21 protein-coding genes are annotated in these 23,936 nt (G+C 62.7%); 17 read left to right on the plus strand and 4 right to left on the minus strand.

Annotated features, from left to right (window positions below; genetic code table 11):
- Positions 1-110: 110 nt before the first annotated feature.
- On the minus strand, positions 111-995 hold the full coding sequence (gene nadK, locus LRL22_RS00595; protein ID WP_005338038.1) for an NAD(+) kinase: 885 nt from the start codon (positions 993-995) through the stop codon (positions 111-113).
- Between the two features lie 291 nt (positions 996-1,286).
- Here nadK and grpE point away from each other — a divergent pair, with 291 nt between their 5' ends.
- From grpE to LRL22_RS00635, 8 genes are all read left to right on the plus strand, one after another.
- Positions 1,287-1,862: a nucleotide exchange factor GrpE gene (gene grpE / locus LRL22_RS00600; protein ID WP_005338036.1), complete on the plus strand. Its 576-nt coding sequence runs from the start codon at positions 1,287-1,289 to the stop codon at positions 1,860-1,862.
- A 297-nt stretch (positions 1,863-2,159) separates the two neighbouring features.
- Positions 2,160-4,088: a molecular chaperone DnaK gene (gene dnaK / locus LRL22_RS00605; protein WP_042053028.1), complete on the plus strand. Its 1,929-nt coding sequence runs from the start codon at positions 2,160-2,162 to the stop codon at positions 4,086-4,088.
- A 101-nt stretch (positions 4,089-4,189) separates the two neighbouring features.
- Positions 4,190-5,332, plus strand: a complete 1,143-nt coding sequence (dnaJ, locus tag LRL22_RS00610; protein ID WP_005338032.1) for a molecular chaperone DnaJ — start codon at positions 4,190-4,192, stop codon at positions 5,330-5,332.
- A 264-nt stretch (positions 5,333-5,596) separates the two neighbouring features.
- Positions 5,597-7,102, plus strand: coding sequence for a carbohydrate porin (locus tag LRL22_RS00615; RefSeq protein ID WP_270904458.1), 1,506 nt, complete (start codon positions 5,597-5,599; stop codon positions 7,100-7,102).
- 115 nt (positions 7,103-7,217) lie between these two features.
- Positions 7,218-8,174, plus strand: a complete 957-nt coding sequence (locus LRL22_RS00620; RefSeq protein WP_270904459.1) for an aminoimidazole riboside kinase — start codon at positions 7,218-7,220, stop codon at positions 8,172-8,174.
- An 83-nt stretch (positions 8,175-8,257) separates the two neighbouring features.
- Positions 8,258-9,622, plus strand: coding sequence for a sucrose-specific PTS transporter subunit IIBC (locus LRL22_RS00625; RefSeq protein WP_216954251.1), 1,365 nt, complete (start codon positions 8,258-8,260; stop codon positions 9,620-9,622).
- Complete coding sequence (locus LRL22_RS00630) at positions 9,622-11,037, plus strand: glycoside hydrolase family 32 protein (RefSeq protein ID WP_100646368.1); 1,416 nt, start codon at positions 9,622-9,624, stop codon at positions 11,035-11,037. The genes LRL22_RS00625 and LRL22_RS00630 overlap by 1 nt, the downstream gene beginning before the upstream one ends.
- A gap of 27 nt (positions 11,038-11,064) precedes the next feature.
- The gene (locus LRL22_RS00635) at positions 11,065-12,075 is read left to right on the plus strand and encodes a substrate-binding domain-containing protein (protein WP_005359254.1); all 1,011 of its coding nucleotides are present in this window, start codon (positions 11,065-11,067) and stop codon (positions 12,073-12,075) included.
- 90 nt (positions 12,076-12,165) lie between these two features.
- On the opposite strand, the gene LRL22_RS00640 is transcribed toward LRL22_RS00635, so the two are convergent.
- From LRL22_RS00640 to LRL22_RS00650, 3 genes are all read right to left on the minus strand, one after another.
- A complete protein-coding gene (locus LRL22_RS00640; RefSeq protein ID WP_201990472.1) occupies positions 12,166-12,894 on the minus strand; it encodes an MgtC/SapB family protein in 729 nt (242 codons plus the stop codon).
- A 228-nt stretch (positions 12,895-13,122) separates the two neighbouring features.
- Positions 13,123-13,527, minus strand: coding sequence for a hypothetical protein (locus LRL22_RS00645; protein ID WP_227340909.1), 405 nt, complete (start codon positions 13,525-13,527; stop codon positions 13,123-13,125).
- Positions 13,528-13,949: 422 nt separating this feature from the next.
- Entirely contained in the window at positions 13,950-14,135 is a 186-nt protein-coding gene (locus tag LRL22_RS00650) for a YgaP family membrane protein (RefSeq protein WP_201990468.1), read from the minus strand.
- A gap of 88 nt (positions 14,136-14,223) precedes the next feature.
- On the opposite strand from LRL22_RS00650, the gene LRL22_RS00655 reads away from it, so the two are divergent.
- From LRL22_RS00655 to LRL22_RS00695, 9 genes are read left to right on the plus strand one after another with little or no spacing between them, the layout of a single operon-like run.
- Positions 14,224-14,538 carry an ArsR/SmtB family transcription factor gene (locus tag LRL22_RS00655; RefSeq protein ID WP_005338008.1) on the plus strand — a complete coding sequence of 105 codons (315 nt, stop codon included), beginning with the start codon at positions 14,224-14,226 and terminating at the stop codon, positions 14,536-14,538.
- A complete protein-coding gene (locus tag LRL22_RS00660) occupies positions 14,538-14,951 on the plus strand; it encodes a YeeE/YedE family protein (protein ID WP_270904460.1) in 414 nt (137 codons plus the stop codon). Before LRL22_RS00655 ends, LRL22_RS00660 begins: the two co-directional genes overlap by 1 nt.
- 13 nt (positions 14,952-14,964) lie before the next feature.
- On the plus strand, positions 14,965-15,435 hold the full coding sequence (locus LRL22_RS00665) for a YeeE/YedE family protein (RefSeq protein ID WP_227340907.1): 471 nt from the start codon (positions 14,965-14,967) through the stop codon (positions 15,433-15,435).
- A 41-nt stretch (positions 15,436-15,476) separates the two neighbouring features.
- Positions 15,477-16,511, plus strand: coding sequence for an efflux RND transporter periplasmic adaptor subunit (locus tag LRL22_RS00670; RefSeq protein WP_270904632.1), 1,035 nt, complete (start codon positions 15,477-15,479; stop codon positions 16,509-16,511).
- Positions 16,504-19,668, plus strand: a complete 3,165-nt coding sequence (locus LRL22_RS00675) for an efflux RND transporter permease subunit (RefSeq protein WP_270904461.1) — start codon at positions 16,504-16,506, stop codon at positions 19,666-19,668. The genes LRL22_RS00670 and LRL22_RS00675 overlap by 8 nt, the downstream gene beginning before the upstream one ends.
- A 27-nt stretch (positions 19,669-19,695) precedes the next feature.
- Positions 19,696-20,835: an efflux RND transporter periplasmic adaptor subunit gene (locus LRL22_RS00680; protein WP_270904462.1), complete on the plus strand. Its 1,140-nt coding sequence runs from the start codon at positions 19,696-19,698 to the stop codon at positions 20,833-20,835.
- Complete coding sequence (locus LRL22_RS00685; RefSeq protein WP_216948278.1) at positions 20,828-21,517, plus strand: ABC transporter ATP-binding protein; 690 nt, start codon at positions 20,828-20,830, stop codon at positions 21,515-21,517. The genes LRL22_RS00680 and LRL22_RS00685 overlap by 8 nt, the downstream gene beginning before the upstream one ends.
- Complete coding sequence (locus LRL22_RS00690; RefSeq protein ID WP_270904463.1) at positions 21,518-22,732, plus strand: ABC transporter permease; 1,215 nt, start codon at positions 21,518-21,520, stop codon at positions 22,730-22,732.
- Positions 22,732-23,931 (plus strand): ABC transporter permease, encoded by a 1,200-nt coding sequence (locus LRL22_RS00695; RefSeq protein ID WP_270904464.1) that lies wholly within the window; start codon positions 22,732-22,734, stop codon positions 23,929-23,931. Before LRL22_RS00690 ends, LRL22_RS00695 begins: the two co-directional genes overlap by 1 nt.
- The last annotated feature ends 5 nt before the right edge of the window (positions 23,932-23,936 follow it).

Here is a 23,936-nt window from a genome sequence, read left to right on the forward strand (position 1 = left end):
ATTGGGACGCGGTACGGATATGAGAGTGCAGGGGACGTTGCTAAGACAGAAATGAGAAAGGCGCCAATTCAGGCGCCCTCTCTGGCAATGCCGTTGTCGGTCAAAGCTGATTAGAACAGCTTGCTGCCCCAGCCGAGCTTGTTGCGCAGCACGTGGAAGTAGCTGTAGTCGAGGGGATGCACCAGATGAAGCTGGTGGTGGCTCTTCTTGATGAGGATCTCGTCCCCCGGGTGGACCGCCAGGGTCACCTGACCGTCACAGCTGACCTGCATGGCATCGTCCTGATTATCCGGCGAGACCAGCAGCCGCACTTCGCTGTCGGCATCGAGTACGATGGGGCGACTGCTCAGGGTGTGCGGAAACATGGGCACCAGCGTGATGGCGTTGAGCTTGGGGGTGAGGATGGCGCCACCTGCCGACAGTGAGTAGGCGGTGGAGCCGGTCGGAGTGGCCACAATGATGCCGTCCGAGCGCTGGCTATACATAAAGCTGCCATCGATATAGACCTCGAACTCGATCATGTGGGCGATCTTGCCCGGGTGCAGTACAGCCTCGTTGACCGCCAGATTGCTCGACTTGCGCTCGCCGTGGCGATAGACCGAGGCTTCCAGCAGGAAGCGGTGTTCGCTCTTGTAGTGGCCGGAGAGCACCTGCTCCAGCGGCAGCAGGTAATCTTGTGGCGAGAGATCGGTCAGAAAGCCGAGGTTGCCCCGGTTTACCCCGATCACCGCCACATCAAAGCGTGACAGTACCCGCGCCGCCCCCAGCATGTTGCCGTCACCGCCGACCACGATGGCGAGATCGGCCTGCTGGCCCAGTTGCACCAGATCCATCACGTTTTCATCGAGGATGCTCAGGGTCTGGGCGACCCGGCTCTCCACCAGTACCCGAAAGCCGCGGGCGGTCAGGTATTGATGCAGGCCGGTCAGCGTCTGGTTGGCCCCCTCATGGTGGGGTTTGCCAATCAGGGCGATGGTTTTGAACGGAGAATCCATAGTCAGTCAGATCTGGGATGGGTATTGCGGGCCAGTATACAGTGCTTTGCTGCGCTTGTGACGCTCTCCCGTGTGACGGGGCCGGCTATCCCCTTGAGGTTACTGGTTAAACGGTGAGCGGCAACCCGGATAAACCGCCGGTTGCGGCTATTCAGCAACCCTGATTGCCCTTTACCCCTTGAAAGCCGGGGATGCATCCCCATAATAGCGCCAACATAGTCGGTCTGTTGTCGTCCGGTCGCTCAACCAGACGTCAGGGCCCTCATAAGTAACCCCGGAATTGGAGATGTCATGAACCACGAAGAGCAAAAGGTTGAAGCGATGGAGCAAGTGGAAGCCCAGCCAGTCGAGCCGACCGATGTAGACAGTGAAGTGACAGCCGAGCAGGCCCGCATTGCCGAACTGGAAGCGCAGCTGGAAACCGCCATCCAAAAAGCGGCGGAAGAGCGTGAACGCGCCCTGCGTACCGCCGCCGAGATGGAGAACCTGCGCCGTCGTACCGAGCTGGATGTGGAGAAGGCGCACAAATTCGCTCTGGAGAAGTTCGCCAATGAACTGCTGCCGGTGCTGGACAACCTTGAGCGTGCCATCGAACTGGCCGACAAGGAGAACGAAGCCCTCAAGCCGATGATCGAAGGTGTCGAGCTGACTCTGAAATCCATGCAGAGCGGCGTGGCCAAGTTTGGTCTGGTGGCGCTCGATCCGATCAACCAGCCGTTTGACCCCAACGCCCATCAGGCGATGAGCATGGTGCCGAGTGCCGATGTGGCGCCGAACACCGTCATTGCAGTGATGCAGAAGGGCTATGACCTCAACGGTCGGGTGATCCGTCCTGCCATGGTGATGATCGCCAAAGCGGTTGACTGATTGGCTGTGGGTGCCCGAGCCCGCCCCGTGGCGGGCTTTTTGTTTCGTAGTGCAGCCCCTGTTCATCTTGCCCGGTTTACGGCTCAACGTGACCGCGCAACCATGACAAAGGGTGTGGTTTTTTAGGGTTGGGGCTTGAAGCTGCGTCTGGCGACCCCATATAGGTAGCAAGGCCACGGCGGCACAAAAAAATTGATGCCGGGAGCTTGAAAGCCAGATTGGCAGCCCCCACCTAGCCGTTAACGCATTAAGGCGAGTTCCTCGCCAGTTTATTCAAAGTATTTGGAGATTCGTCAAATGGGTAAAATCATCGGTATTGACCTGGGTACTACCAACTCCTGCGTCGCTATTCTGGATGGCGACACTGCTCGCGTGATCGAGAACGCAGAAGGCGATCGTACTACTCCGTCCATCATTGCCTATGCCGATGATGGCGAGATCCTGGTTGGTCAGCCGGCCAAGCGTCAGGCCATCACCAACCCGAAAAACACCCTGTTCGCCATCAAGCGTCTGATCGGTCGTCGTTTTGAAGATGAAGAAGTGCAGCGTGACCTGAAAATCATGCCGTACGCCATCGCCAAAGCTGACAACGGCGACGCCTGGGTTGAAGTGAAGGGCAAGAAAATGGCACCGCCGCAGATCTCTGCCGAAGTGCTGAAGAAGATGAAGAAGACCGCTGAAGACTATCTGGGCGAGCCGGTAACCGAAGCCGTTATCACTGTTCCGGCCTACTTCAATGACGCCCAGCGTCAGGCTACCAAGGATGCCGGTCGCATCGCCGGTCTGGATGTAAAACGCATCATCAACGAACCGACTGCAGCAGCTTTCGCCTACGGCGTGAACAAGGTCAAGGGCGAGCGCAAGGTTGCCGTATATGACCTGGGTGGCGGTACTTTCGATATCTCCATCATCGAGATCGACGAAGTGGAAGGCGAAACCACCTTCGAAGTACTGGCGACCAACGGTAACACCCACCTGGGTGGTGAAGACTTTGACAACCGCGTCATCAACTATCTGGTAGACGAGTTCAAGCGTGAGCAGGGCATCGACCTGCGCAACGACCAGCTGGCGCTGCAGCGTCTGAAAGATGCCGCCGAGAAAGCCAAGATTGAGCTCTCTTCTGCCCAGCAGACCGACGTCAACCTGCCGTACATCACTGCAGATGCCACCGGTCCGAAGCACATGAACATCAAGGTGACCCGCGCCAAGCTGGAATCCCTGGTAGAAGACATGGTGAAAGACTCTCTGGAGCCGGTTCGTGTCGCCCTGAAAGATTCCGGTCTGGCAGTTGGCGAGATCGACGACGTGATTCTGGTTGGTGGTCAGACCCGTATGCCGCTGGTTCAGAAGACCGTTGCCGAGTTCTTTGGCAAAGAGCCGCGTAAAGACGTCAACCCGGACGAAGCCGTGGCCATGGGTGCAGCCATCCAGGGTGCCGTACTGTCCGGTGACAAGACCGACGTACTGCTGCTGGACGTCACCCCGCTCTCCCTGGGTATCGAAACCATGGGTAGCGTGATGACTGCGCTGATCGAGAAGAACACCACCATCCCGACCAAGAAGTCCCAGGTGTTCTCCACTGCCGAAGACAACCAGTCTGCCGTGACCATTCACGTGCTGCAGGGTGAGCGCAAGCGCGCCAGCGACAACAAGTCTCTGGGCCAGTTCAACCTGGAAGGCATCCGTCCGGCACCGCGCGGTCTGCCGCAGATCGAAGTGACCTTCGACATTGATGCCAACGGTATCCTGCACGTCTCCGCGAAAGACAAAGAGACCAACAAAGAGCAGAAGATCACCATCCAGGCCTCCTCTGGTCTGTCTGATGACGAGATCGAGCGCATGGTACGCGAAGCCGAAGCCAATGCGGCCGAGGACAAGAAGTTTGAAGAGCTGGTACAGGCTCGCAACCAGGCTGATGGTCTGGTCCACTCCGTACGCAAGCAGATCACCGAAGCCGGTGAAGCCCTGCCTGCCGACGACAAGACCAAGATTGAAGCTGCTCTGAGCGAGCTGGAAGTTGCCATCAAGGGTGACGACAAGGCTGCTATCGAAGCCAAACAGCAGGCTCTGCTGGAAGCGTCCCAGAAGCTGATGGAGATTGCCCAGCAGCAGGCTCAGGCCCAGGGTGCAGCCGGTGCTGATGCCGGTCAGTCCTCCTCTTCTGCCAAGGCTGACGACGACGTAGTCGACGCCGAGTTCGAAGAAGTGAAAGACGACAAGAAGTAAGCCCTACCCAGATGGGCGAAGTCCACTTCGCCCATCGGCTTGGTCAATGAATTCACGGGCGTTGGGTAACCAACGCCCGTCTGCGTAACCACAGGATGAGTATGTCGAAGCGCGATTTCTACGAAGTACTGGGTGTGGCGAAAGATGCCGACGATCGCGAGATCAAGAAGGCGTACAAGCGCCTGGCCATGAAGTATCACCCGGATCGTAACCAGGGTGATGCCGCATCCGAAGAGAAGTTCAAAGAGGTCAAGGAAGCCTACGAGGTCCTGACCGATGCCAACCTGCGTGCCCGTTACGACCAGTACGGCCATGCCGGTGTCGACCCGAGCCAGGGTGGCGGTGGCCACGGTGGCTTTGGCGGCGGTGCCGACTTCGCCGACATGTTTGGTGACGTATTCGGTGACATCTTCGGCGGTGGCCGTGGTGGTGCCCGTCGTGGCCCGGCCCGTGGCTCCGACCTGCGTTACACCATGGAGCTGACGCTGGAAGAGGCGGTACGCGGGGTCTCCAAGGAGATCAAGGTGCCGACTCTGGTTCACTGCGAAGTCTGTAACGGCTCCGGTGCCCACACCGGCAGCAGTGCCCAGACCTGCCCGACCTGCCACGGCTCCGGCCAGGTGCAGATGCGTCAGGGCTTCTTCGCGGTGCAGCAGGCGTGTCCGCACTGTCACGGTCGCGGCAAGATCATCAAGGATCCGTGCCGCAAGTGCCACGGTGAAGGTCGCTACCAGCGCACCAAGACCCTGTCGGTGAAAATTCCGGCGGGCGTCGATACCGGCGATCGCATCCGTCTCTCCGGTGAAGGGGAAGCGGGGGAAGCGGGAGCTCCGGCAGGGGATCTCTACGTACAGGTGCACGTCAAAGAGCACGAGATCTTTGTGCGTGACGGCAACAACCTCTACTGCGAAGTGCCTATCAGCTTCACCGCAGCAGCCCTCGGTGGCGAGATTGAAGTACCGACCCTGGATGGCCGCGTCAAGCTCAAGGTCACTCCGGAGACCCAGACCGGCAAGATGTTCCGCATGCGCGGCAAGGGCGTGAAGTCCGTGCGCTCCGGCCAGGTAGGGGATCTGATGTGCAAGGTGGTGATCGAGACTCCGGTCAATCTCACCGAGCAGCAGAAAGAGCTGTTGCGCCAGCTGGACGAGTCGTTCAGCGGTGCCGCTGCCAAGACCCACAAGCCGAAATCGGAAGGCTTCTTCGAAGGGGTGAAACGCTTCTTCGACGATCTGACCAGCTGATTTCAGCGACCCGAATAAACAGAGCCGGCCTTGTGCCGGCTCTTTTTTTGCCCGCCGTTTAGCCAAGAGCCGCCCTATTGAGTGGATCCTGATGAGGGATCCTCCTCACAACTCCCGCCAATTCCTGCTGTACAAATGTTATCCCGCTCACACTGTTGCTGAAACGGTTTAGTTGTCATATTGAGTTAGCTAAATTGGTTTAGCTATGCTCTGGCTGTCGATAACAACAGCGCCCGTCCGGGCCACAGATGACAGGTGAGGAAGATGATGATGTTCAAGAGCAAGTTGGCGCTGGCGGTAGCGCTGGGATTGGGGATGAGCAGCCCGCTGTGGGCGGCGCAGGCGAGTATTGCAGGTGAGAGTGTCGAGGCCAGATTGGCGGCGCTGGAGGCGCGGGTACAGGCAGCCGAAGCGAGAGCCGAGGCGGCAGAGAGCCGTGCCAGTCAGGCGGAAGTGAAGGCGAGCGCGGCGAGCGAGCAGGCTCAGGTGGCCGACAACCGCAGCCAGCAGGTGGATGAGAAGACCGCAGGTGCCCAGGGCTTCGAGTTTCACGGCTACGCCCGCTCGGGCCTGTTGGTCAACGGCAATGGCAACGGCGGGCGCGGCGGCCCCTACATCACGCCAGCCGGTTCGGTGGGCGGGGCCGTCGGTCGCCTTGGCAATGAGGATGACACCTATATGGAGGCCAACCTGCTGAAAACCCAGACCTTCGAGGATGGCAGCTGGGCCCGCTACAAGCTGATGCTGGCAGACGGGGTGGAGACCAGCAACGACTGGACCGCCAGCGATTCGAGCCTCAATACCCGTCAGGTGTTTGCCGAGATCGGCAATCTGGCGAGCTTCGACGGCCCCTTCAAGAATGCGGTGCTGTGGGCGGGGAAGCGCTTTGATCGCGACAACTTCGACATCCACTGGCTCGATTCCGACGTGGTGTTCCTGGCCGGTACCGGCGGCGGCGTTTACGACGTGCAACTGGCCGACAGCTGGAAGGCCAACTTCTCTCTCTATGGCCGCGATTACGGCGACATCAGCGCCAGCGGTCTTTCCGATATCGAGAGCTACATCCTCACCATGAACAACCGCGTCGGCAACTGGCAGTGGATGGTGAACGGCCTCTCGGCCAAGGACAATGACGCCCGCATCAATGACAAGGGGGCGGGCAGCGAGGCGGCGGACAAGGGGGCCCACACCCTGCTGGCCTACCACGGCGAGAGCTTCTTTGGCCTCAACCCCGGTTTTGCCAAGGCGGCGGTGCTGTACGGTCATGGGCTGGGGGCCGAGGTCAAGGGGCTGGGCTCTGACAGCGAGCTGTTGCCGGACGCCGATGCGGTGCGGGTCGCCGTGTTTGGCGCTACCGATCTTAATCCGCGCTGGCGTTTTGCCCCGGCCCTGCTGGCCGAGCAGAGTCAGGATCGCTACGTGAAAGGGGACGAGTACCGTTGGCTCACCTTCAATACCCGGGTGGCGCAGGTGCTGAGCCAGAACGTCGAGCTGGTCTACGAGGTGGCCTGGCAGTACATGGATCTCGATCCCAAGGGCTACAAGGGACGCCAGGCGGTGAACGGCAACTTCACCAAGCTCACCTTCGCCCCCACCTTCAAGGCGCAGACCGCCGGTTTCTTCGAGCGGCCTGAGCTTAGGGTCTTCGCCACCTGGATGGACTGGTCCTCCGAGCTCGACAACTACGCCAGCGACGATGCCATGGGTCAGAGCAACTTCACCGCCGGTGGCGAGTGGAACTTTGGCGTACAGATGGAAACCTGGTTCTAGTTCGTTATCCCGATCACAAAAATGGCAGCCGGTGCCGAGATCTGTTGGTTGGCTAAAACGGTTTAGCTGATAATGTCAGCCAACAGAACAGAGTTCGGGTTTGACCGTGGATCCGATGCAGCAGTGGAGTAGCAAGGTGACGAATCGTGTGTGGGTAATGGGGGATGCGGTGGTGGACTTGATCCCGGAAGGGGCGTTGCACTACCTCAAGTGTCCGGGTGGCGCGCCCGCCAATGTGGCGGTTGGTGTGGCACGGCTGGGGGGCGATGCGGCCTTTATCGGCCGGGTTGGTGCCGATCCGTTCGGCCGCTTTATGGCCGACACCCTGAGCGGGGAGGGGGTGGATATCGGTGCGCTGCGGCTCGATCCTGACCATCGCACCTCTACCGTGCTGGTAGAACTGGATGACGAGGGGGAGCGCAGCTTCACCTTTATGGTGCGCCCCAGCGCCGACCAGTTTCTCACCCCAAATGAGTTGCCCCGCTTCAAGGCCGGTCAGTGGCTGCTCACCTGCTCCATCGCGCTCGCCAACGAGCCGGTACGCACCAGCTGCCTGCAGGCCATGGCGGACATCAAGGCGGCAGGCGGGCGGGTCTGCTTCGACCCCAACCTGCGCCCCGAGGTATGGGGCAACCCTGCCGAGATGCTGCCGCTGGTGCGTCAGGCAATTGCACAGGCGGATGTGGTCAAGCTCTCCATCGAGGAGCTGCAACTGCTGAGCGGCGAGGATGATCTGGCTGCCGGGCTTGCGACGCTCTCTGGCCCGGCGCTGGTGCTGGTGACCCAGGGTGCGGCCGGGGTGGTGGCTCGCCTTGATGGCGAGTTGCTGGAGTGGGTGGGGCAGAGAGTGACCCCCATCGACACCACGGGGGCGGGGGATGCCTTCGTCGCCGGGCTGCTGGCGGCGCTGGCCGGGCGCTCGTCGCTGCCAACCATGGCCGAGCTACCCGCCATCCTGGCTCAGGCCCACGGCTGCGGGGCGCTCGCCACCACCGCCAAGGGGGCGATGACGGCGCTGCCGACCCGCACCGAACTGGATGCCTTTTTGCGATCAGGCGCAAGCGGCTGTTGAGCTGAGGTTAGAAGCCCGGCTCGACAGCCCCTACTCTCATGTGACTAGGGCCCGCCAGCGTGGCGGGTCATAAGAGGAAGAATATGAATATCAGTGCGATAGCCAAGGATCTGGTGCCCCTGCTCGGGGGCAAGGAGAATATCGTCAGTGCTGCCCACTGCGCCACCCGGCTGCGGTTGGTGCTGGCCGATGACAGCAAGGTAAACAAGGCCGCCATCGACAAGCTGGAGGGGGTCAAGGGGTGCTTTAGCAACGCGGGCCAAATTCAGGTGATCTTCGGCACCGGTCTGGTCAACAAGGTCTATGCGGAGTTTGTGGCGCTGACCGGTACCGGCACCGCCAGCAAGGCTGAGCTGACCGACATGGCGGCGGCCAAGCTCAACGTGGCCCAGCGGTTGGCGCGAACCCTTTCCAACATCTTCGTGCCGATCATTCCGGCCATCGTCGCCTCGGGCTTGCTGATGGGGCTGCTGGGCATGGTGCGCACCTACGGTTGGGTCAATGCCGACAGCGCCCTGTTTGTGATGCTCGACATGTTCAGCTCGGCAGCCTTTATCATACTGCCGATCCTCATCGGCTTTACGGCGGCGCGGGAGTTTGGCGGCAATCTGTACCTCGGGGCGACCCTTGGCGGCATCCTCACCCACCCGGCGCTGACCAACGCCTGGGGCGTGGCCGGTGGCTTCAAGACCATGGATTTCTTCGGGCTGGATGTGGCCATGATCGGCTATCAGGGCACCGTCTTCCCGGTGCTCTTGGCGGTCTGGTTTATGTCCCATCTGGAGAAACAGCTGCGCAAGCGCATCCCGGATGCGCTGGATCTGATCCTCACGCCGTTCCTGACCGTCATCATCACCGGTTTCGTGGCGCTGCTCTTTATCGGCCCGGCGGGTCGGGTATTGGGGGATGGCATCTCGTTCGGTCTGAGTGCCCTCTATGAGCAGGCGGGCTGGCTGGCGGGGCTGGTGTTTGGCGGCACTTACTCGCTTATCGTCATCACCGGCATCCACCACAGCTTCCATGCCATCGAGGCGGGATTGCTGGCCAATCCGCAAATTGGCGTCAACTTCCTGCTGCCCATCTGGGCCATGGCCAACGTGGCACAGGGTGGGGCTTGCCTCGCGGTCTACTTCAAGACTCGTGATGTGAAGATCAAGGCCATTACCGTGCCGGCTGCCATGTCCTGCCTGCTGGGCATCACCGAGGCTGCCATCTTCGGGGTGAACCTGCGCTATATCAAACCTTTCCTTGCCGGTCTGTTTGGCGGGGCCTGCGGCGGCGCCTACGTGGTGGCGGCCAAGGTGGGGATGACGGCGGTAGGGCTGACCGGTATTCCCGGCATGGCCATCGTCCAGCCCATGAGCCTTATTCACTACATCATCGGGCTGGTGATCGCCTTTGGTGCCGCCTTCGCCGCTTCCTACCTGCTCAAATACAAGGTGGAGTGATGAAGGAAAGCGATCTTCTCAACCAGATTGTCCGGTCGCTGCTGGCCGGACAGCTCAAGGCGGCGGCCGATCCCCATCGGCCCCGCTGGCATCTGGCAGCCCCGGTGGGGCTGCTCAACGATCCCAACGGCTTTATCGAGCACGACGGGCGCTACCACCTCTTCTACCAGTGGAATCCGCTGGGCTGCGAGCACCGCAACAAGGGCTGGGGCCATGTCACCTCCACCGATCTGCTGCATTGGCAGCACGAGCCGGTGGCGCTGTTGCCCACCGAAGCCTATGAGAGCCACGGCTGCTATTCGGGCTCTGCGGTGAGCGACGAGCAGGGGCGTCTGACCCTTATCTACACCGGCAATGTCAAATACCCGGATGGCAGCCGCACCGCCTATCAGTGTCTGGCCCGCGCCGACGGTGAGGGTGGTTTTGCCAAGCTGGGGCCTGTGCTGGATCTACCCGCAGGCTACAGCGGCCACGTGCGCGACCCCAAGGTGTGGCACGACGGCAAACAGTGGCTGATGGTGCTGGGAGCCCGCACCCTGGATGACAAGGGGGAAGTGCTGCTCTATCGCGGCGAGACCCTGCAAAGCTGGCAGCGGGTGGGCCCCATCGCCGGTAGCGGGCGAGGGGAGCTGGGTGAGTTTGGCTATATGTGGGAGTGCCCGGATCTCTTCCCGCTGGGGGAACGCCATGTGCTGATCAGCTGCCCGCAGGGGATTGCCCCGGCGGGCGAGGATTATCGCAACCTCTACCAGTGCGGCTGGCTGGCGGGCGATTTTGATGGCGAGCGCTTCGCCCACGGGGCTTTCCACGAGCTGGATCGGGGCTTCGAGTTCTATGCGCCGCAAACCACCCGAGACAGTCAGGGGCGCCGCCTCCTGTTCGGCTGGCTGGGGCTGCCGGAGGAGAACGAGATGAGCCAGCCTACGATCGCTCACGGCTGGATCCACCAGATGAGCTGCCCGCGGGAGCTGTTCTGGCAGGATGAGTGGCTCTGCCAGCGGCCAGTGGCGGAGCTTGCGGCGCTCAAGGGAGAACTGACCCGTTTCGAGGGGACGCTTGGCGAGTTTCCGGGGCTGGCCATCGACTCGGCCTGGCTCGATATGGAGCTCTGCGATGAGGGGAGCCTCTGGTTCGGTGCCGTGGCCGAGCTGGTGTGGCAGCCGGGGCGCATCACCTTACGGCGCCAGAACTGGCAGAGCGGAGCGTGGGAGACCCGCAGCAGCCCATGGGCTGGCGGGCGGATCACCGTCCTGTGCGATCGCTCCAGTCTCGAGTGTTTCATCGATGAGGGGCGGCACAGCCTGTCGGCGCGCTACTTCCCCGGGGAAAAGCCGCAACTTTCATCAGGTAACGGCGATGATGGCTGCAAAATTTGCCTCAATCACTGGTCGCTGTCGGCGTGCCTAGTACAATAGCCCGGTTCTAGTCAGCCGGGAGGCCAGGTGGAGAAGAAGAAACGGATCACGATTGCCCAGATCGCCGAACTGGCGGGGGTGTCCAAGGCGACCGCCAGTCTGGTGCTCAACGGGAAGAGTGCGGAGTACCGGATTGCCGACGATACCCGCAAGCGCATTCAGGCGGTGGCGGAGGAGTGTCACTACCTGCCGAGCTTTCACGCCCGCTCCCTGCGCGAGACCCGCAGCTACACCTGGGGGTTGGTGATCCCCGATCTCACCAACTTCGGTTTTGCCCGCATTGCCCGTGCCCTCGAGGCCTACTGCCGGGAGGCGGGCATCCAGCTGCTGATCGCCTGCTCCGAGGATGATCCCGCCCTCGAGCAGCGGGTGGTGGACAACCTCATCAGCCGTCAGGTGGATGGGCTTATTGTCGCCTCCAGCGGCCACAGCGATGACATCTATGCCCGCATCCACGACCGCCTGCCGGTAGTACAGCTCGACCGCCATATTGGCGAGTCGCGCCTGCCCATGGTGATCTCCGATGCCTGCAAGGCGACAGCCGAGCTGGTGCGGGACATGGCCAGCGAGTGCGGAGAGGAGATCTACTACTTCGGCGGTTTGCTGGATCTCTCCCCCAGCCGTCACCGGCTGGCGGGCTATGAGCTGGGGCTCCATCGCGCCGGTTTTGAAGCCGATGCCGCCCGGGTGCGCCATCGCGACTACCAGCCGAGCTCCGGTTATCAGCTGATGGCTGAGCTGGTGGCCGAGCTGGGAGCGCCCCCCAAGGGGCTCTTTACCGCCTCCTTTACCCTGCTGGAAGGGGTACTGCGCTACCTCAACGAGGCGGGGTTGATGGAGACAGGGATGCGGCTGTGCACCTTCGACGATCACGACCTGCTCGACTGCATTCCCATGCGAATCGACTCGGTGGCGCAGGATTGTCCGGCGCTGGCCCTCGCCGCTTTCGAGCTGATGCAGCAACTGATAGCGGGCAGTCCTCCCGCACAGACCGCCCAGGTGATCACCCCCAGGGTGCGCTGGCGCAGCCGCCGCTAGCCACTCTTCGCTCATCCATATGAAAAAGCCCCGCCATTGCTGGCGGGGCTTTTTGCTGTGGGCGGGTGGCTCGTTCCTCTGGCCGGCAGCTCAGTCGGTGGTACTGGCGCGCCAGAATATCTGCTTGATATGGGGATGAATGCCGAGTTTCACCATCAGGGCATCCAGTTCGTCGCCATCAATGGAGGTGGCCAGCAGCACCGCCGAGATCTCCAGATCCCTCTCGCCAAATGGCTCGATGTCGAGCTCGCTCATGGGATAGTTGGCCTGCTCCAGCATCTCCTCGAGCCAGTGCAGCACCTCCTTTTGATGCTCACGGGGGGTCAGGGCAGTCACCTTGTAGGTGACTTCAGTATCCAGATTGTCTACCGGGCGACGGTTGATCTGGTTGACCAGCGGTCTCAGCAGGGTGTTGGCGGCCAGCACGAACAGGGCGCCCAGAATGGCCTCCATGGCGAGCCCGGCGCCACAGGCGGCGCCGACCGCAGCGACACCCCACAGGGTGGCGGCGGTGTTGATGCCACGGATATTGCCCGACTCGCGCATGATGACGCCGGCGCCGAGAAAGCCGATGCCGGAGACAATATAGGCCACCACATGGACCACGTTGTAGTTGCCGCCGTGCAGGTCATAGATTCGCTGGGCCAGGCTGACGAACAGGGCGGCTCCCACGGCGACCAGCACGTTGGTGCGCAGGCCCGCGGTACGTTGGCGGTACTGGCGCTCCAGCCCGACCAGACTGCCGAGCACAAAGGCGAGCAGCAGGCTGGCCAGAGTGTCGAGCAGTGAGAGCATGTCTAGTTGTTGCCACATCTTCATGGCGTACTCCTTCTTATGAAAGCTGGCTTGGCACAATCCATGATGAAACGCCGGGTGGCGGATGGATCAGAGGGGGATTGAGCGGATGGCCAGCAGAAAAACGCAGCGTCCCGGGTTTAGCTTCCGGGGCGCGAGCATCATCAGATGCCCTGACGCTCGGAGAGGACGCAACAAGTGGGGCCAGCGTGGCTGGCCCCTTGAACGGTCGTTAGTGCAGCAGGATGCGCGTCAGTTGAGTTCGGGAGTCGTGTCGATGCGCGGACGCAGCTCCCAGCGCACCGGATGCGCTACTCCGACCTGATGAACAAACTGCACCAGATAGCGGCGCTGGGGTGGAGTGCAGTGCACATTGAGCACCAGCTCTCGCCCGCCGCTGCGACCCGGTTTCATCGATTGCATCGGTTGCAGTCCGGCCGGTTGCAGGGTGTGGCTCACCATATCCAGCACCTGCTCCATATCGGCGCGATCCTCGCAGCGGATCTGCAGCCTATAGTGGTGCTGGCGCGGTTTGCCGCCCAGCCAGCGTGGCAACATGCCGCGCCCCAGCTTGCTCAGCAGGGGGTGAGCCCGGGGTGCAACAGAACCTGTTGCGACCGCGCGATCCGCAGCCGGTTTGATTGAGATAAAACGCATAGCAGCCTCCTTGTGGGAAGCAGAAACTATGCAGGCAAGGTGTCATGGCAAAGCCAGATCACCTGACGTCAAGTGTAAAAAGGGAGAAGAGGGGAGTGGATTTCCGCTTCTCGCAGGGTTGCGAGCATGCGGCAGAGAAAGACCTGCGGCTAGCTCGCGACCTTGGTACCGACGATGAGGGTCGGTCTACAACTGTCACTTGATGAGTTGCCCACTGATGGTCTCCGCTGTGTTAAGAACGGCAAAATGGTACTCATCCAGAGCGGTGAGGTAAAGCCTTATCGGCCTTCCAGCAACATTTAGATACAAGTTTGTCAATAATGGGGCCGACTGGCTACCTCCATAAGCATCAGGGAGCGACGATAGCCATCGCCGCGCGATGACGCCCCGCTAGCAGGACCGCCCCTGTCTTGCGCGACCTGTTACTTCAGCCCCAGGCGCTTGAGGAGCATGGCGGCCGGGCAGAAACCGGTGAATGCGCTCTGGATCAGGTTGACCCCGACAAAGGCACTCAACCAGACAAAGCCCGGATGAACCCAGGTGGTAAGGATCAGCGAGAGCAGCAACATGCAACCCGCGACGATTCTGACGCCGTTATCTACTGTCATGGTCTTTCTCCTTATCTACTTTAGATGTTGCTAATTTAGTGTTGTTTTATACAATAGAACAAATATCAGCAATTGCTAATTTACTCTTATGAGCCAATTCGACGAGATGAACAGACATGCGACAGCCGCCGCCTCCCTGCTCAAGGCGTTGGCTCATCCCGAACGCCTGATGGTGCTCTGCCAGCTGGTGGAGGGGGAGAAGGGGGTCGGGGAGCTGCTGGCCCATAGCCAACTCGGGCAGTCGGCCTTCTCCCAGCAACTGTCGGTATTGAAGCGCTACGGCCTGATCCGTTCGCGCAAGGTCTCCCAGCAGATCTACTACTCGCTGGTGAGCGAGGCGGCCGCCGATGTGTTGGGCGCGCTGCAAACCCATTTTTGTCACTCAGAAAATAAGGAATCTTGATGATGGAAAGCCAATGGCTGCTCTCTTTGGGCGGTGGCATGCTGGCGGGGCTGTCGGCCCTGATCCTGATGTTGTTCAACGGCCGGGTGGCCGGGATCAGCGGTATTCTGGCCGGTGCGCTGCAACACCGTGCGCCGTGGCGGGTGCTGTTTCTGCTGGGGCTCGGGGCGGGTGCCTGGTTGGCGCTGAACCAGGGCTGGGCCCGCATGCCCACATTCACCACGCTGCCCGGCTGGCCCGTTGTGCTGCTGGCCGGTCTGCTGGTCGGCATCGGTACCCGTCTTGGCAATGGCTGCACCAGCGGCCACGGCATCTGTGGCATGGGGCGGCTCTCCCTGCGCTCCATCGTCGCCACCCTCACCTTTATGGCGGCAGGCTTTATCACCGTCTTCGTCACTCATCATCTGCTGTAAGGGGCTGATCGCCATGAAGTTGCTGACAAGTTTGTTTGCGGGCCTGCTGTTTGGACTGGGGATGGCCATCTCCGACATGGTGGATCCCGCCCGGGTCACCGGTTTTCTCGATCTGGCAGGCACTTGGGATCCCAGCCTTGCCTTCGTGATGGGGGGCGCCCTGCTGGTCTTTATGCCGGGTTATTTTCTGCTGGTGAAACCCCGTCCCCTGAGCCTGCTGGGGGAACCAATGGCCCGGGTTCCCGCTCCCGTGCTGGATCGCCGCCTGATTGGCGGGGCTGCGCTGTTTGGTATCGGCTGGGGATTGGTGGGCATCTGTCCTGGGCCTGCTCTGAGTCTCATTTCCAGCGGGCAGCCCATGATAATGTTGTTTATCGCGGCCATGGTGGCCGGGATCTTGCTGTTTGACAGAGGGCTGGCCAGGGTGCTGACCAAGGCGCCAGCTCGGGGAAAGGATAAGGTGCGCCAGTCCCATACCGCCTGATCCCGTGAAGTGACTGATGATGCCAGGGAAGGAGAGTAATGATGGAAAAGATCCGGTTGCTGGGGATCACCTTGTTGGTGATGACATCGCAGGCCATGACATCCGCCCTGGCCGCGGAAGGGGAGCCAGAGCCCTTGCTGACAGTGGCGCCACTGCCGGTGACCGACTGGCTGACGCTGGATGGCACCGTCAGTGCCATCCATCAGGGGACGGTGGCGGCCCAGACCAGCGGCCGGGTCTCCCGCATGCTGGTGGATGTAAACGATCAGGTGCAGGCGGGGCAACCGCTGCTGGAGATCAGCGGCAAGGAGCAGTTTGCCGCCGTCACGGGGGCGCAGGCACGGCTGGCGCGGGCGCAGGCCCAGCAGGTGGAGGCAGAGCGCCAGCTCGCCCGCTTTCAGGCGCTGATTGCCAAAGGGGTGATCACCCGCGCCCAGCTCGACAATGCCCAGGCGACTGATCGCGCCGCCCGCGCCGAGGTCAATGCGGCCGATGCGGCCCTCACTCAGGCCCGCGAGGCCTACGGTTATACCCGCATTCTGGCCCCCTACGCTGGGGTGGTGACCAAGCGGCTGGTGGAGTTGGGGGAGACTGTCGCCCCCGGTACCCCGCTGCTCTCCGGCTTCTCTCTCGACACCTTGCGGGTGGAGGTGGAGTTGCCCCAATCCGCCCTGACGCTGGCTCGTGAGCCTGCGGATGTGCAGGTGCTGCTGCCGGATGGCCGGCCTGTTACCCCGGTCAAATTGACCCGCTTTAACTATGCCGACAGCCAGAGCCACGCCTTCAGGTTGCGCCTCGACTTGCCGCCGCAAACCACCGGGGTATTGCCCGGCATGTGGCTCAAGGTGCAGCTCAAGCAGGGTGAACGTCAGGTGTTGCAGGTGCCGGATCGCGCCCTGCTGCGGCAAGGGGAGTTCAACGGTGTCTATCTGCAACAGCCCGCTGGCTGGGCCCTGACGCCGGTGCGGGTAGGCCATTGCGTCGAGGGACAGTGCGAGATCCTGGCCGGTCTGCAAGCCGGTGACAAGCTGGCCCCCGATGGCTGGGCGCAGCAGCAGGAGATGGCCCATGAGTAGCGAACTGAACAGCAACAAGGAGAGGCTGGGGCCTGCCGGTCGGCTGGCTGCGCTGTTTCAGGGCTCGGCCATCACTCCGCTGCTGGCACTGGTGGGGCTGCTGCTCGGCCTGTTTGCAGTGCTGGTGACTCCCAAGGAGGAGGAGCCGCAGATCGATGTCACCTTCGCCGATGTCTACATTCCCTTCCCGGGGGCCAGCCCGGCTGAAGTGGCCTCTCTCGTCACCACCCCTGCCGAGCAGGTGGTTTCCCAGATAAAGGGAATTGATACCCTCTACTCTTTTTCCCAACCCGATGGCGCCCTGCTGGTGGTGGTATTCAAGGTAGGGGTGAGCCGCGAACAGGCCATCGTCGATCTCAACAACCAGCTCGACTCCAACCGCGACTGGTTGCCACAGGGGATCGGAGTCGGTCAGCCGCTGGTGAAACCCCGGGGGATCGATGATGTCCCTATCGTCAGTTTGACCTTATGGAGCAAAGAGGGGAGCAAGCAACTGGGGGCTCCCGAGTTGACCCAGGTCGCCCATGAGCTGGAGACCGAACTCAAGCGCATTCCCGGTACCCGCGATATTTACACGCTGGGCAGCCAGAGCGCCGTGTTGCGGGTGATGCCGGATCCGGCGGCCCTCAGCGCCCACGGCATCAGCTGGGGCGATCTGAGCCAGCGACTTGCGGCCGCCAATCAGGTGGGCCCGACACAGGCCATCGAGCAAGATAACCGGGAGATCAAGGTGCAGGTCGGGCAGTTCCTGCAAAGTGAGCAGGAGGCTAGAGAACTGGTGGTGGGGCTGCACGACGGCAAGCCGGTCTATCTGGGAGAGGTGGCCAAGGTCTCTCTGGGTCAGGAGACTCCGACCAAGCGCAGCTGGATGGGGCTGGGGCAGGCCAGTTATCCGGCGGTGACCCTGGCCATCGGCAAACAGCCGGGCCAGAACGCGGTTGATGTGGCCAAGCGGGTGGAGGCGCGGGTCGAGAGTTTGCAGAACCGACTGATCCCTGCCGGGGTCAAGGTGACGGTGACCCGGGACTACGGCGTTACCGCCGAGACCAAATCCAACACCCTGATCGGCAAGCTGATTTTTGCCACCACGGCGGTGGTGCTGCTGGTACTGGTGAGCATGGGTTGGCGCGAGGCGCTGGTAGTTGGCGTTGCCATCGTCATCACCCTGGCGCTGACCCTGTTTGCCAGCTGGGCCTGGGGCTTTACCCTCAACCGGGTGTCGCTGTTTGCGCTGATCTTCTCCATCGGCATTCTGGTGGATGACGCCATTGTGGTGGTGGAGAACATCCACCGCCATCGCGGTTTGGGCAAGGGGGCGCTCAAGGATCTGATTCCGGGGGCGGTGGACGAGGTGGGGGGGCCGACCATACTGGCGACCCTGACCGTCATCGCGGCCCTGTTGCCGATGGCCTTTGTCAGTGGCCTGATGGGCCCCTACATGAGCCCCATCCCCATCAATGCCAGCATGGGGATGCTTGTCTCCCTGCTGGTGGCCTTTATCTTCTCCCCCTGGCTGGCGAGCCATTTGCTCAAGGATTCGGCGCACGGTGCCCACGGCGAGGCCAAGGCGGGTCTTTTTCACCGGCTGATGACCCCTTTCCTGATCGGTGATGGCGCCAAGCGCGCCAGACGCAAGCTCTGGCTGGCGGTGTTGCTGCTGGTCGGGGCGGCTACCGCCATGCCGGTGGTGCAGTGGGTGGTGCTCAAGATGCTCCCCTTTGACAACAAGTCGGAATTTCAGCTGGTGCTCGATATGCCGGAGGGGGCGACCCTGGAGCAGACCGAGCGCACCCTGCTGGCGGTCGGGCGGGAGCTTGCCAAGGTGCCCGAGGTGAAGGATTACCAGATCTATGCCGGTACCGCGGCCCCCATCAACTTCAACGGGTTGGTGCGTCACTACTTTATCCGCAGCGGCGCCAACGTGGGGGATATTCAGGTCAATCTGGTGGACAAGCATGAGCGGGATCGCAGCAGTCACCAGATTGCACAGTCGGTTCGGGCAGAGCTGCAGGCCATCGCCAGTGCAGCAGGGGGCAACCTCAAGGTGGTAGAGGTGCCGCCCGGCCCGCCGGTCTGGTCACCCATAGTCGCGGAAGTGTATGGCCCGACGCCTGCCGCCCGTGAAGCGGCCGCTCGCGCCGTACAGGCCCGTTTTGTGGCCACGGCGGATCTGGTGGACGTGGATATCTATCTGACCGACCCGCAGCCCAAGTGGCGGCTGGTGGTGGATCGCAGCAAGGCGGCCCTGCTCGGGGTCGATCTCGGGGATCTGGTGAACACCCTCAATGGCGGGGTGGGTTATCAGGATGCCAGCTGGCTGCAGGGGCATGGCGCCAAGTATCCGGTGCCGATCCGCATCGAACTGGCTCCCGGTGACAAACGGGATCTGGCGGGCGTACTGGCCCTCAAGGTGCGCAGCCAGAGCGGCCAGTTGGTGCGGGTCTCCGAGCTGGTGAGTCGCCGTGATGAGGTGGCCCCCAGCTATATCATGCACAAGAACATGCAGCCCATGGTGATGGTGGTGGCCGACATGGGTGGCCATACCGACAGCCCGCTCTACGGCATGTTTGCCGCCGGTGCCGACATCGATCTGCCCCAATATTACGTGCAGCAGCCCGACAAGCTGGGGGAGGTGGCGCTGTTGTGGGACGGGGAGTGGAAGATCACCTACGAGACCTTCCGCGACATGGGGCTAGCCTACGCCGTGGGGATGATCCTCATCTACCTGTTGGTGGTGGCCCAGTTCCGCTCCTATCTGGTGCCGCTCATCATCATGGCCCCCATTCCGCTCACCATCATAGGGGTGATGCCGGGCCACGCCCTGTTGGGGGCCCAGTTTACCGCCACCTCGATGATCGGGATGATCGCCCTGGCCGGGATCATCGTACGCAACAGCATCCTGTTGGTGGATTTTATCGAGCAGCAGCGCAGCGCCGGAGTGGCGTTCGAGCAGGCGGTGATCGAAGCGGCGCAGGTGCGGGCCAAACCCATCATGCTGACGGCGTTGGCGGCGATGATCGGAGCCCTGTTTATCCTCGATGATCCCATCTTCAACGGACTGGCCATCAGCCTGATTTTCGGGATCCTGGTCTCCACTTTGCTCACCCTGGTGGTGATACCCTTGCTCTATTATGCCCTGCTCTCCCGACGCTCATGACGGGAGTCACTAGCGAAAGGATGCGCGATGAAGAGAGGTTGGTTGTGGTGGGGAAGTGGCGCCGTGGTAGCGGTGGCTGCTCTGGCATGGTGGTGGCGACCGCAGCCGACGCCGATCAGGCTGGCAGAGGTCGGGCGGGGGGATGTGCTGGTCACCGTGGTCAATACCCGGGCTGGCACCATCAAGTCGTGTCAGCGGGCCGGGCTCAGTCTGCCCGGTGGTGGCGTGGTGGAGCAGATCGCCGTCAAGGCCGGGGATAGGGTAGCCCAAGGAGATCTGCTGCTGACCCTCTGGAGTGACGATATCCGTGCCGATCTCGCCCGTGCCCGTGCCCAGCAGGCGCTCGGCAAGACCCAGCGTGAGGAGCGTTGTAGCGAGGCGGCCTACTACGAGCGGGAGGCTAACCGGCTGGCCACCTTGCTGGCCAAAAACCTCACCTCCCGCACCCTCGCCGAGCAGGCCCAGAATCTGGCCGATACTCGCCGCTATATCTGCCGCGCATCCCGTCAGCAGGAGCGGGTTGACGAGGCGCAGGTCGCTCAGGTGGAGGCTCGCTTGAGCGAACGCCGTCTGCTGGCGCCGTTTGCCGGAGTGGTGGCGGAGGTCAACAGCAAGCTGGGCGAGTACATGACCCCCTCACCCCCCGGGGTAGCCATGCCTCCCGTTATCGATCTCATCGACGATAACTGTCTCTATGTTTCCGCCCCTATCGATGAGGTGGATGCCGCCCGCCTCAAGGTGGGCCAGCAGGCTCGGGTGCTGCTCGACGCCATGCCCGGGCGCGATTTTGCCGCCACCGTCACCCGCATCGCCCCCTATGTGAAAGAGCTGGAGAAGCAGGCCCGCACCGTCGAGGTGGAGGCGACGCTCACCGCTGTGCCCACCGATGCCCCCCTGCTTATCGGCTACAGCGCCGACCTTGAGGTCGAGGTGACCCGCACCACCGATGTGCTGCGGGTAGCGGCCAGCAGCCGGGCCGACGATGGCAGCGTGCTGCGGCTGGAAGGGGATAAGCTGGTGCGGGTGGTACCCCGTTGGGGCGTGGAGAACTGGAACTGGATTGAAGTCGCCGAGGGGCTCGCCGCCGGTGATCGGCTGGCGGCCCAGCCCGGACAGATTGTCGGGGAGGGCCCTTTCAGTGCCGCCACGGAGCAGACGGATGAGTGATCTCATTCGCCTTGATGCCGTCAGCCGTCGTTTCACTCTGGGGGGGAGCGAAGTGGCCGCCCTCGATCGCGTCTCTCTGCGAGTTGCCGAGGGGGAGTATCTGGCGGTGATGGGCCCCTCTGGCTCCGGTAAATCGACCCTGCTCAATGTGCTGGGGCTGCTGGATCGGCCCGATGAGGGGCGTTACTGGCTGGGAGGGGAGGATACCGCCACCCTGTCAGAGCCGGCGCTGGCCCAGCTGCGCGGCCATCGCATCGGTTTCGTGTTCCAGTCGTTTCACCTCATCTCCCGCCTCACCGCCCGTGAAAACGTCGAGCTGCCGCTGATGCTGTGCGGGATCGCCCCCGCCGAGCGCCATCGCCGAAGCCAGCAGTTGCTGGGGGAGCTGGGGTTGGAAAACCGGGCCGGACACCGCCCAGCCGAGCTCTCCGGCGGTCAGCGTCAGCGGGTAGCCATCGCCCGGGCCATGGCAATGGCGCCGCGGCTGATACTGGCCGACGAGCCCACCGGCAATCTCGACTCCCGCTCTGGGGAGGAGGTGATTACCCTGCTGGAGGAGCTCAACCGGGAGCAGGGGATCACGCTTGTGGTGGTAACCCACGATCCGCGCCTCGGTGAACGGGCAGGCAGGCGGATCCTGATGAACGATGGCCGCATCAACATTGATAGCGGCGGTGGCTGAATGCGGCGCCCCGATGTGATCCGCTTTGCCGCCGTAGCCCTGCTGCGTCAGCGTTCACGGGCGCTGGTACTGATCCTGGCGGTGAGTCTGAGCGTTACCTCGGTGCTGCTGCTCACCGCGCTGGGGGAGGGGGCGAGGCGCTATGTGGCCGACCAGTTCAGCTCCCTTGGCAAGGATCTGCTGGTGATGTTCCCGGGCCGCAAGGAGACCACCGGCGGGCTGCCGCCGGTCACCGGAAACAGTCTGCGGCAGATCACTCTCGATGATATGCACTACCTTGGCCAGCATCAGCCAAACGTGCGGCTGGTGCCGCTGGTGATGGGCTTTGCCGAGGCCAAACAGGGGGCGCGGCTGCGCCAGACCATGCTGCTTGGCAGCAGCAACGGGCTGCGCGATACCCACGGGCTGGAGCTGCTCTCCGGCCGCTGGCTACCGGGGGATGCCGCAGAGGATCGCTCGGCCGTCCTGCTCGGGGCCAAGGTGGCCCGTGAGCTGTTCGGTCAGGCCGATCCGGTCGGCCAGTGGCTGCGTTTTGACAATCGTCGCTTTCGGGTAGTGGGGGTCTTCACCAGCCAGAGCAGCAATCTGGGGATGGATATGGCCGAGGCCGCGCTGATCCCGGTGGGTAGCGCCATGCGGCTGTTCAACACCGAGGGGCTGTTTCGGCTGTTGATCCAGCCGCTGGCGGGGCAAGCGGTGCCCCCGCTGGTCAAGCGACTGGAGCAGTTGATGCAGGCGCGCCATGGGGTACTCGATGTGACCGTGGTGCGCCGTGACGCCATGCTGGCCACCTTCTCCACCATTCTCTCGACCCTCACCCTGGCCGTTGCCGGCATCGGCGCCATCAGCCTGCTGGTCTCCGGCATCATGATGATGAATTTGGCGCTGATCAGCACCCGCCAGCGCACCGGCGAGATCGGCCTGCTCAAGGCGCTGGGGGCCGATAGTCGCCAGATCCGCCAGCTGTTTTTGTGGGAGGCGCTGTTGCTGAGCGGCAGTGGCGCGCTGTTTGGCACTGTGTTGGGCTATGCCCTGGTTGGCCTCGCCGGAGTGATTTGGCCCGGATTTCCGGCGGCGGTCCCTCTGATCGCTACTTTCTGCACCATACCGGCGGCCCTGCTGACCGGGCTGTTTTTTAGCTGGCTGCCCGCCTCCCGGGCGGCACGGCAAGATCCGGTCAGCAGCCTGCGCAGCGGGCAATGGAGTGGTGGCTGATGCGCTCCGCCGATCTGCTGTTCTGGCTCTGGCGCGCCTTGCTGGCGGGGCGCAGTCGCAGCCTGCTGTCTGCGCTCGGCATCGCCATCGGGATCGCCTCGGTGACCCTGCTCACCGGCATCGGCGAGGGGCTCAGGCTCTATCTGCTCGACAGCTTCTCCCAATTTGGCACCCGGTTGATCGCCGTGACCCCGGGCAAGACCGAAACCGCCGGCGGCCCGCCCGGCATCCTCTCCAGCAGCCGTCCCCTGTTGCTGGAGGATGCCGATGCCCTCGCCAGATTGGCAGGGGTAGAGGCGGCGCTCCCTGTGGTGCAGGGGCAAGGGGAGGTGCGCAGCCGCGGATTGACCCGCAGCACTGCCATTCTGGGCACAGGTCCGGCGGCGCTCTCCGGCTGGCGACTCACCCTGGTGCAGGGACGTTTTCTGCCCGCGGACGACAGCGCCATGCCCCGTGCCTATGCGGTGCTGGGGGCCAAGGTGGCAGCTGAGCTGTTCCCCGGTGGCGATGCACCGGGGAACCTGCTGCGCGCCGGTGATCGCCGTTTTCGGGTGGCCGGGGTGCTGGCGCCCAAGGGGCAGTTTCTCGGCTTTGATCTGGACGACATGATCTATCTGCCCGCCGCCCACGCCCAGGCGCTGTTCAACAAGGAGGGGTTGCAGGAGATCGACGTCATCTATCGCGCCGGGCAGACGGAGGCCGACATCTCCGCCCAGATCAGGCGGCTGCTGATCGCCCGCCACGGCGCCGAGGATTTTACCCTCACCTCCCAGCAGGACATGCTGGCCAGCCTCGACAAGATCCTCTCCATCATCAAGCTGGCGGTTGGCGGGCTCGGCATTATCTCGCTGCTGATCGGGGCGGTCGGCATCTTCAGCATCATGAGCATCGCCCAGCAGGAGCGGATCCCCGAAGTGGGCTTACTGATGGCGCTGGGCTGTCCGCGGCGGCGCATTCTATTGCTGTTCCTGCTCGAAGCCGTGGTGCTGGCGCTGCTGGGCGGAGCCATGGGACTGGCCCTGCTCGGCGGGCTCAAGCTGCTGCTCACCCTGCTGGCGGCCGGCTTGCCGCTCACCCTCCATCCTCTCTATCTGCTGCTGGCGCTCGGTTGCAGCGCCCTGGTCGGTCTGCTGGCTGGGGTCGCTCCTGCGCTGCGGGCAGTGCGTCTCGACCCCGTGGTTGCCCTGCGCGGTGACTAGGTCGC

Source organism: Aeromonas sp. PI_26 (assembly GCF_027854445.1).
GTDB classification, from domain to species: Bacteria; Pseudomonadota; Gammaproteobacteria; order Enterobacterales; family Aeromonadaceae; genus Aeromonas; species Aeromonas veronii.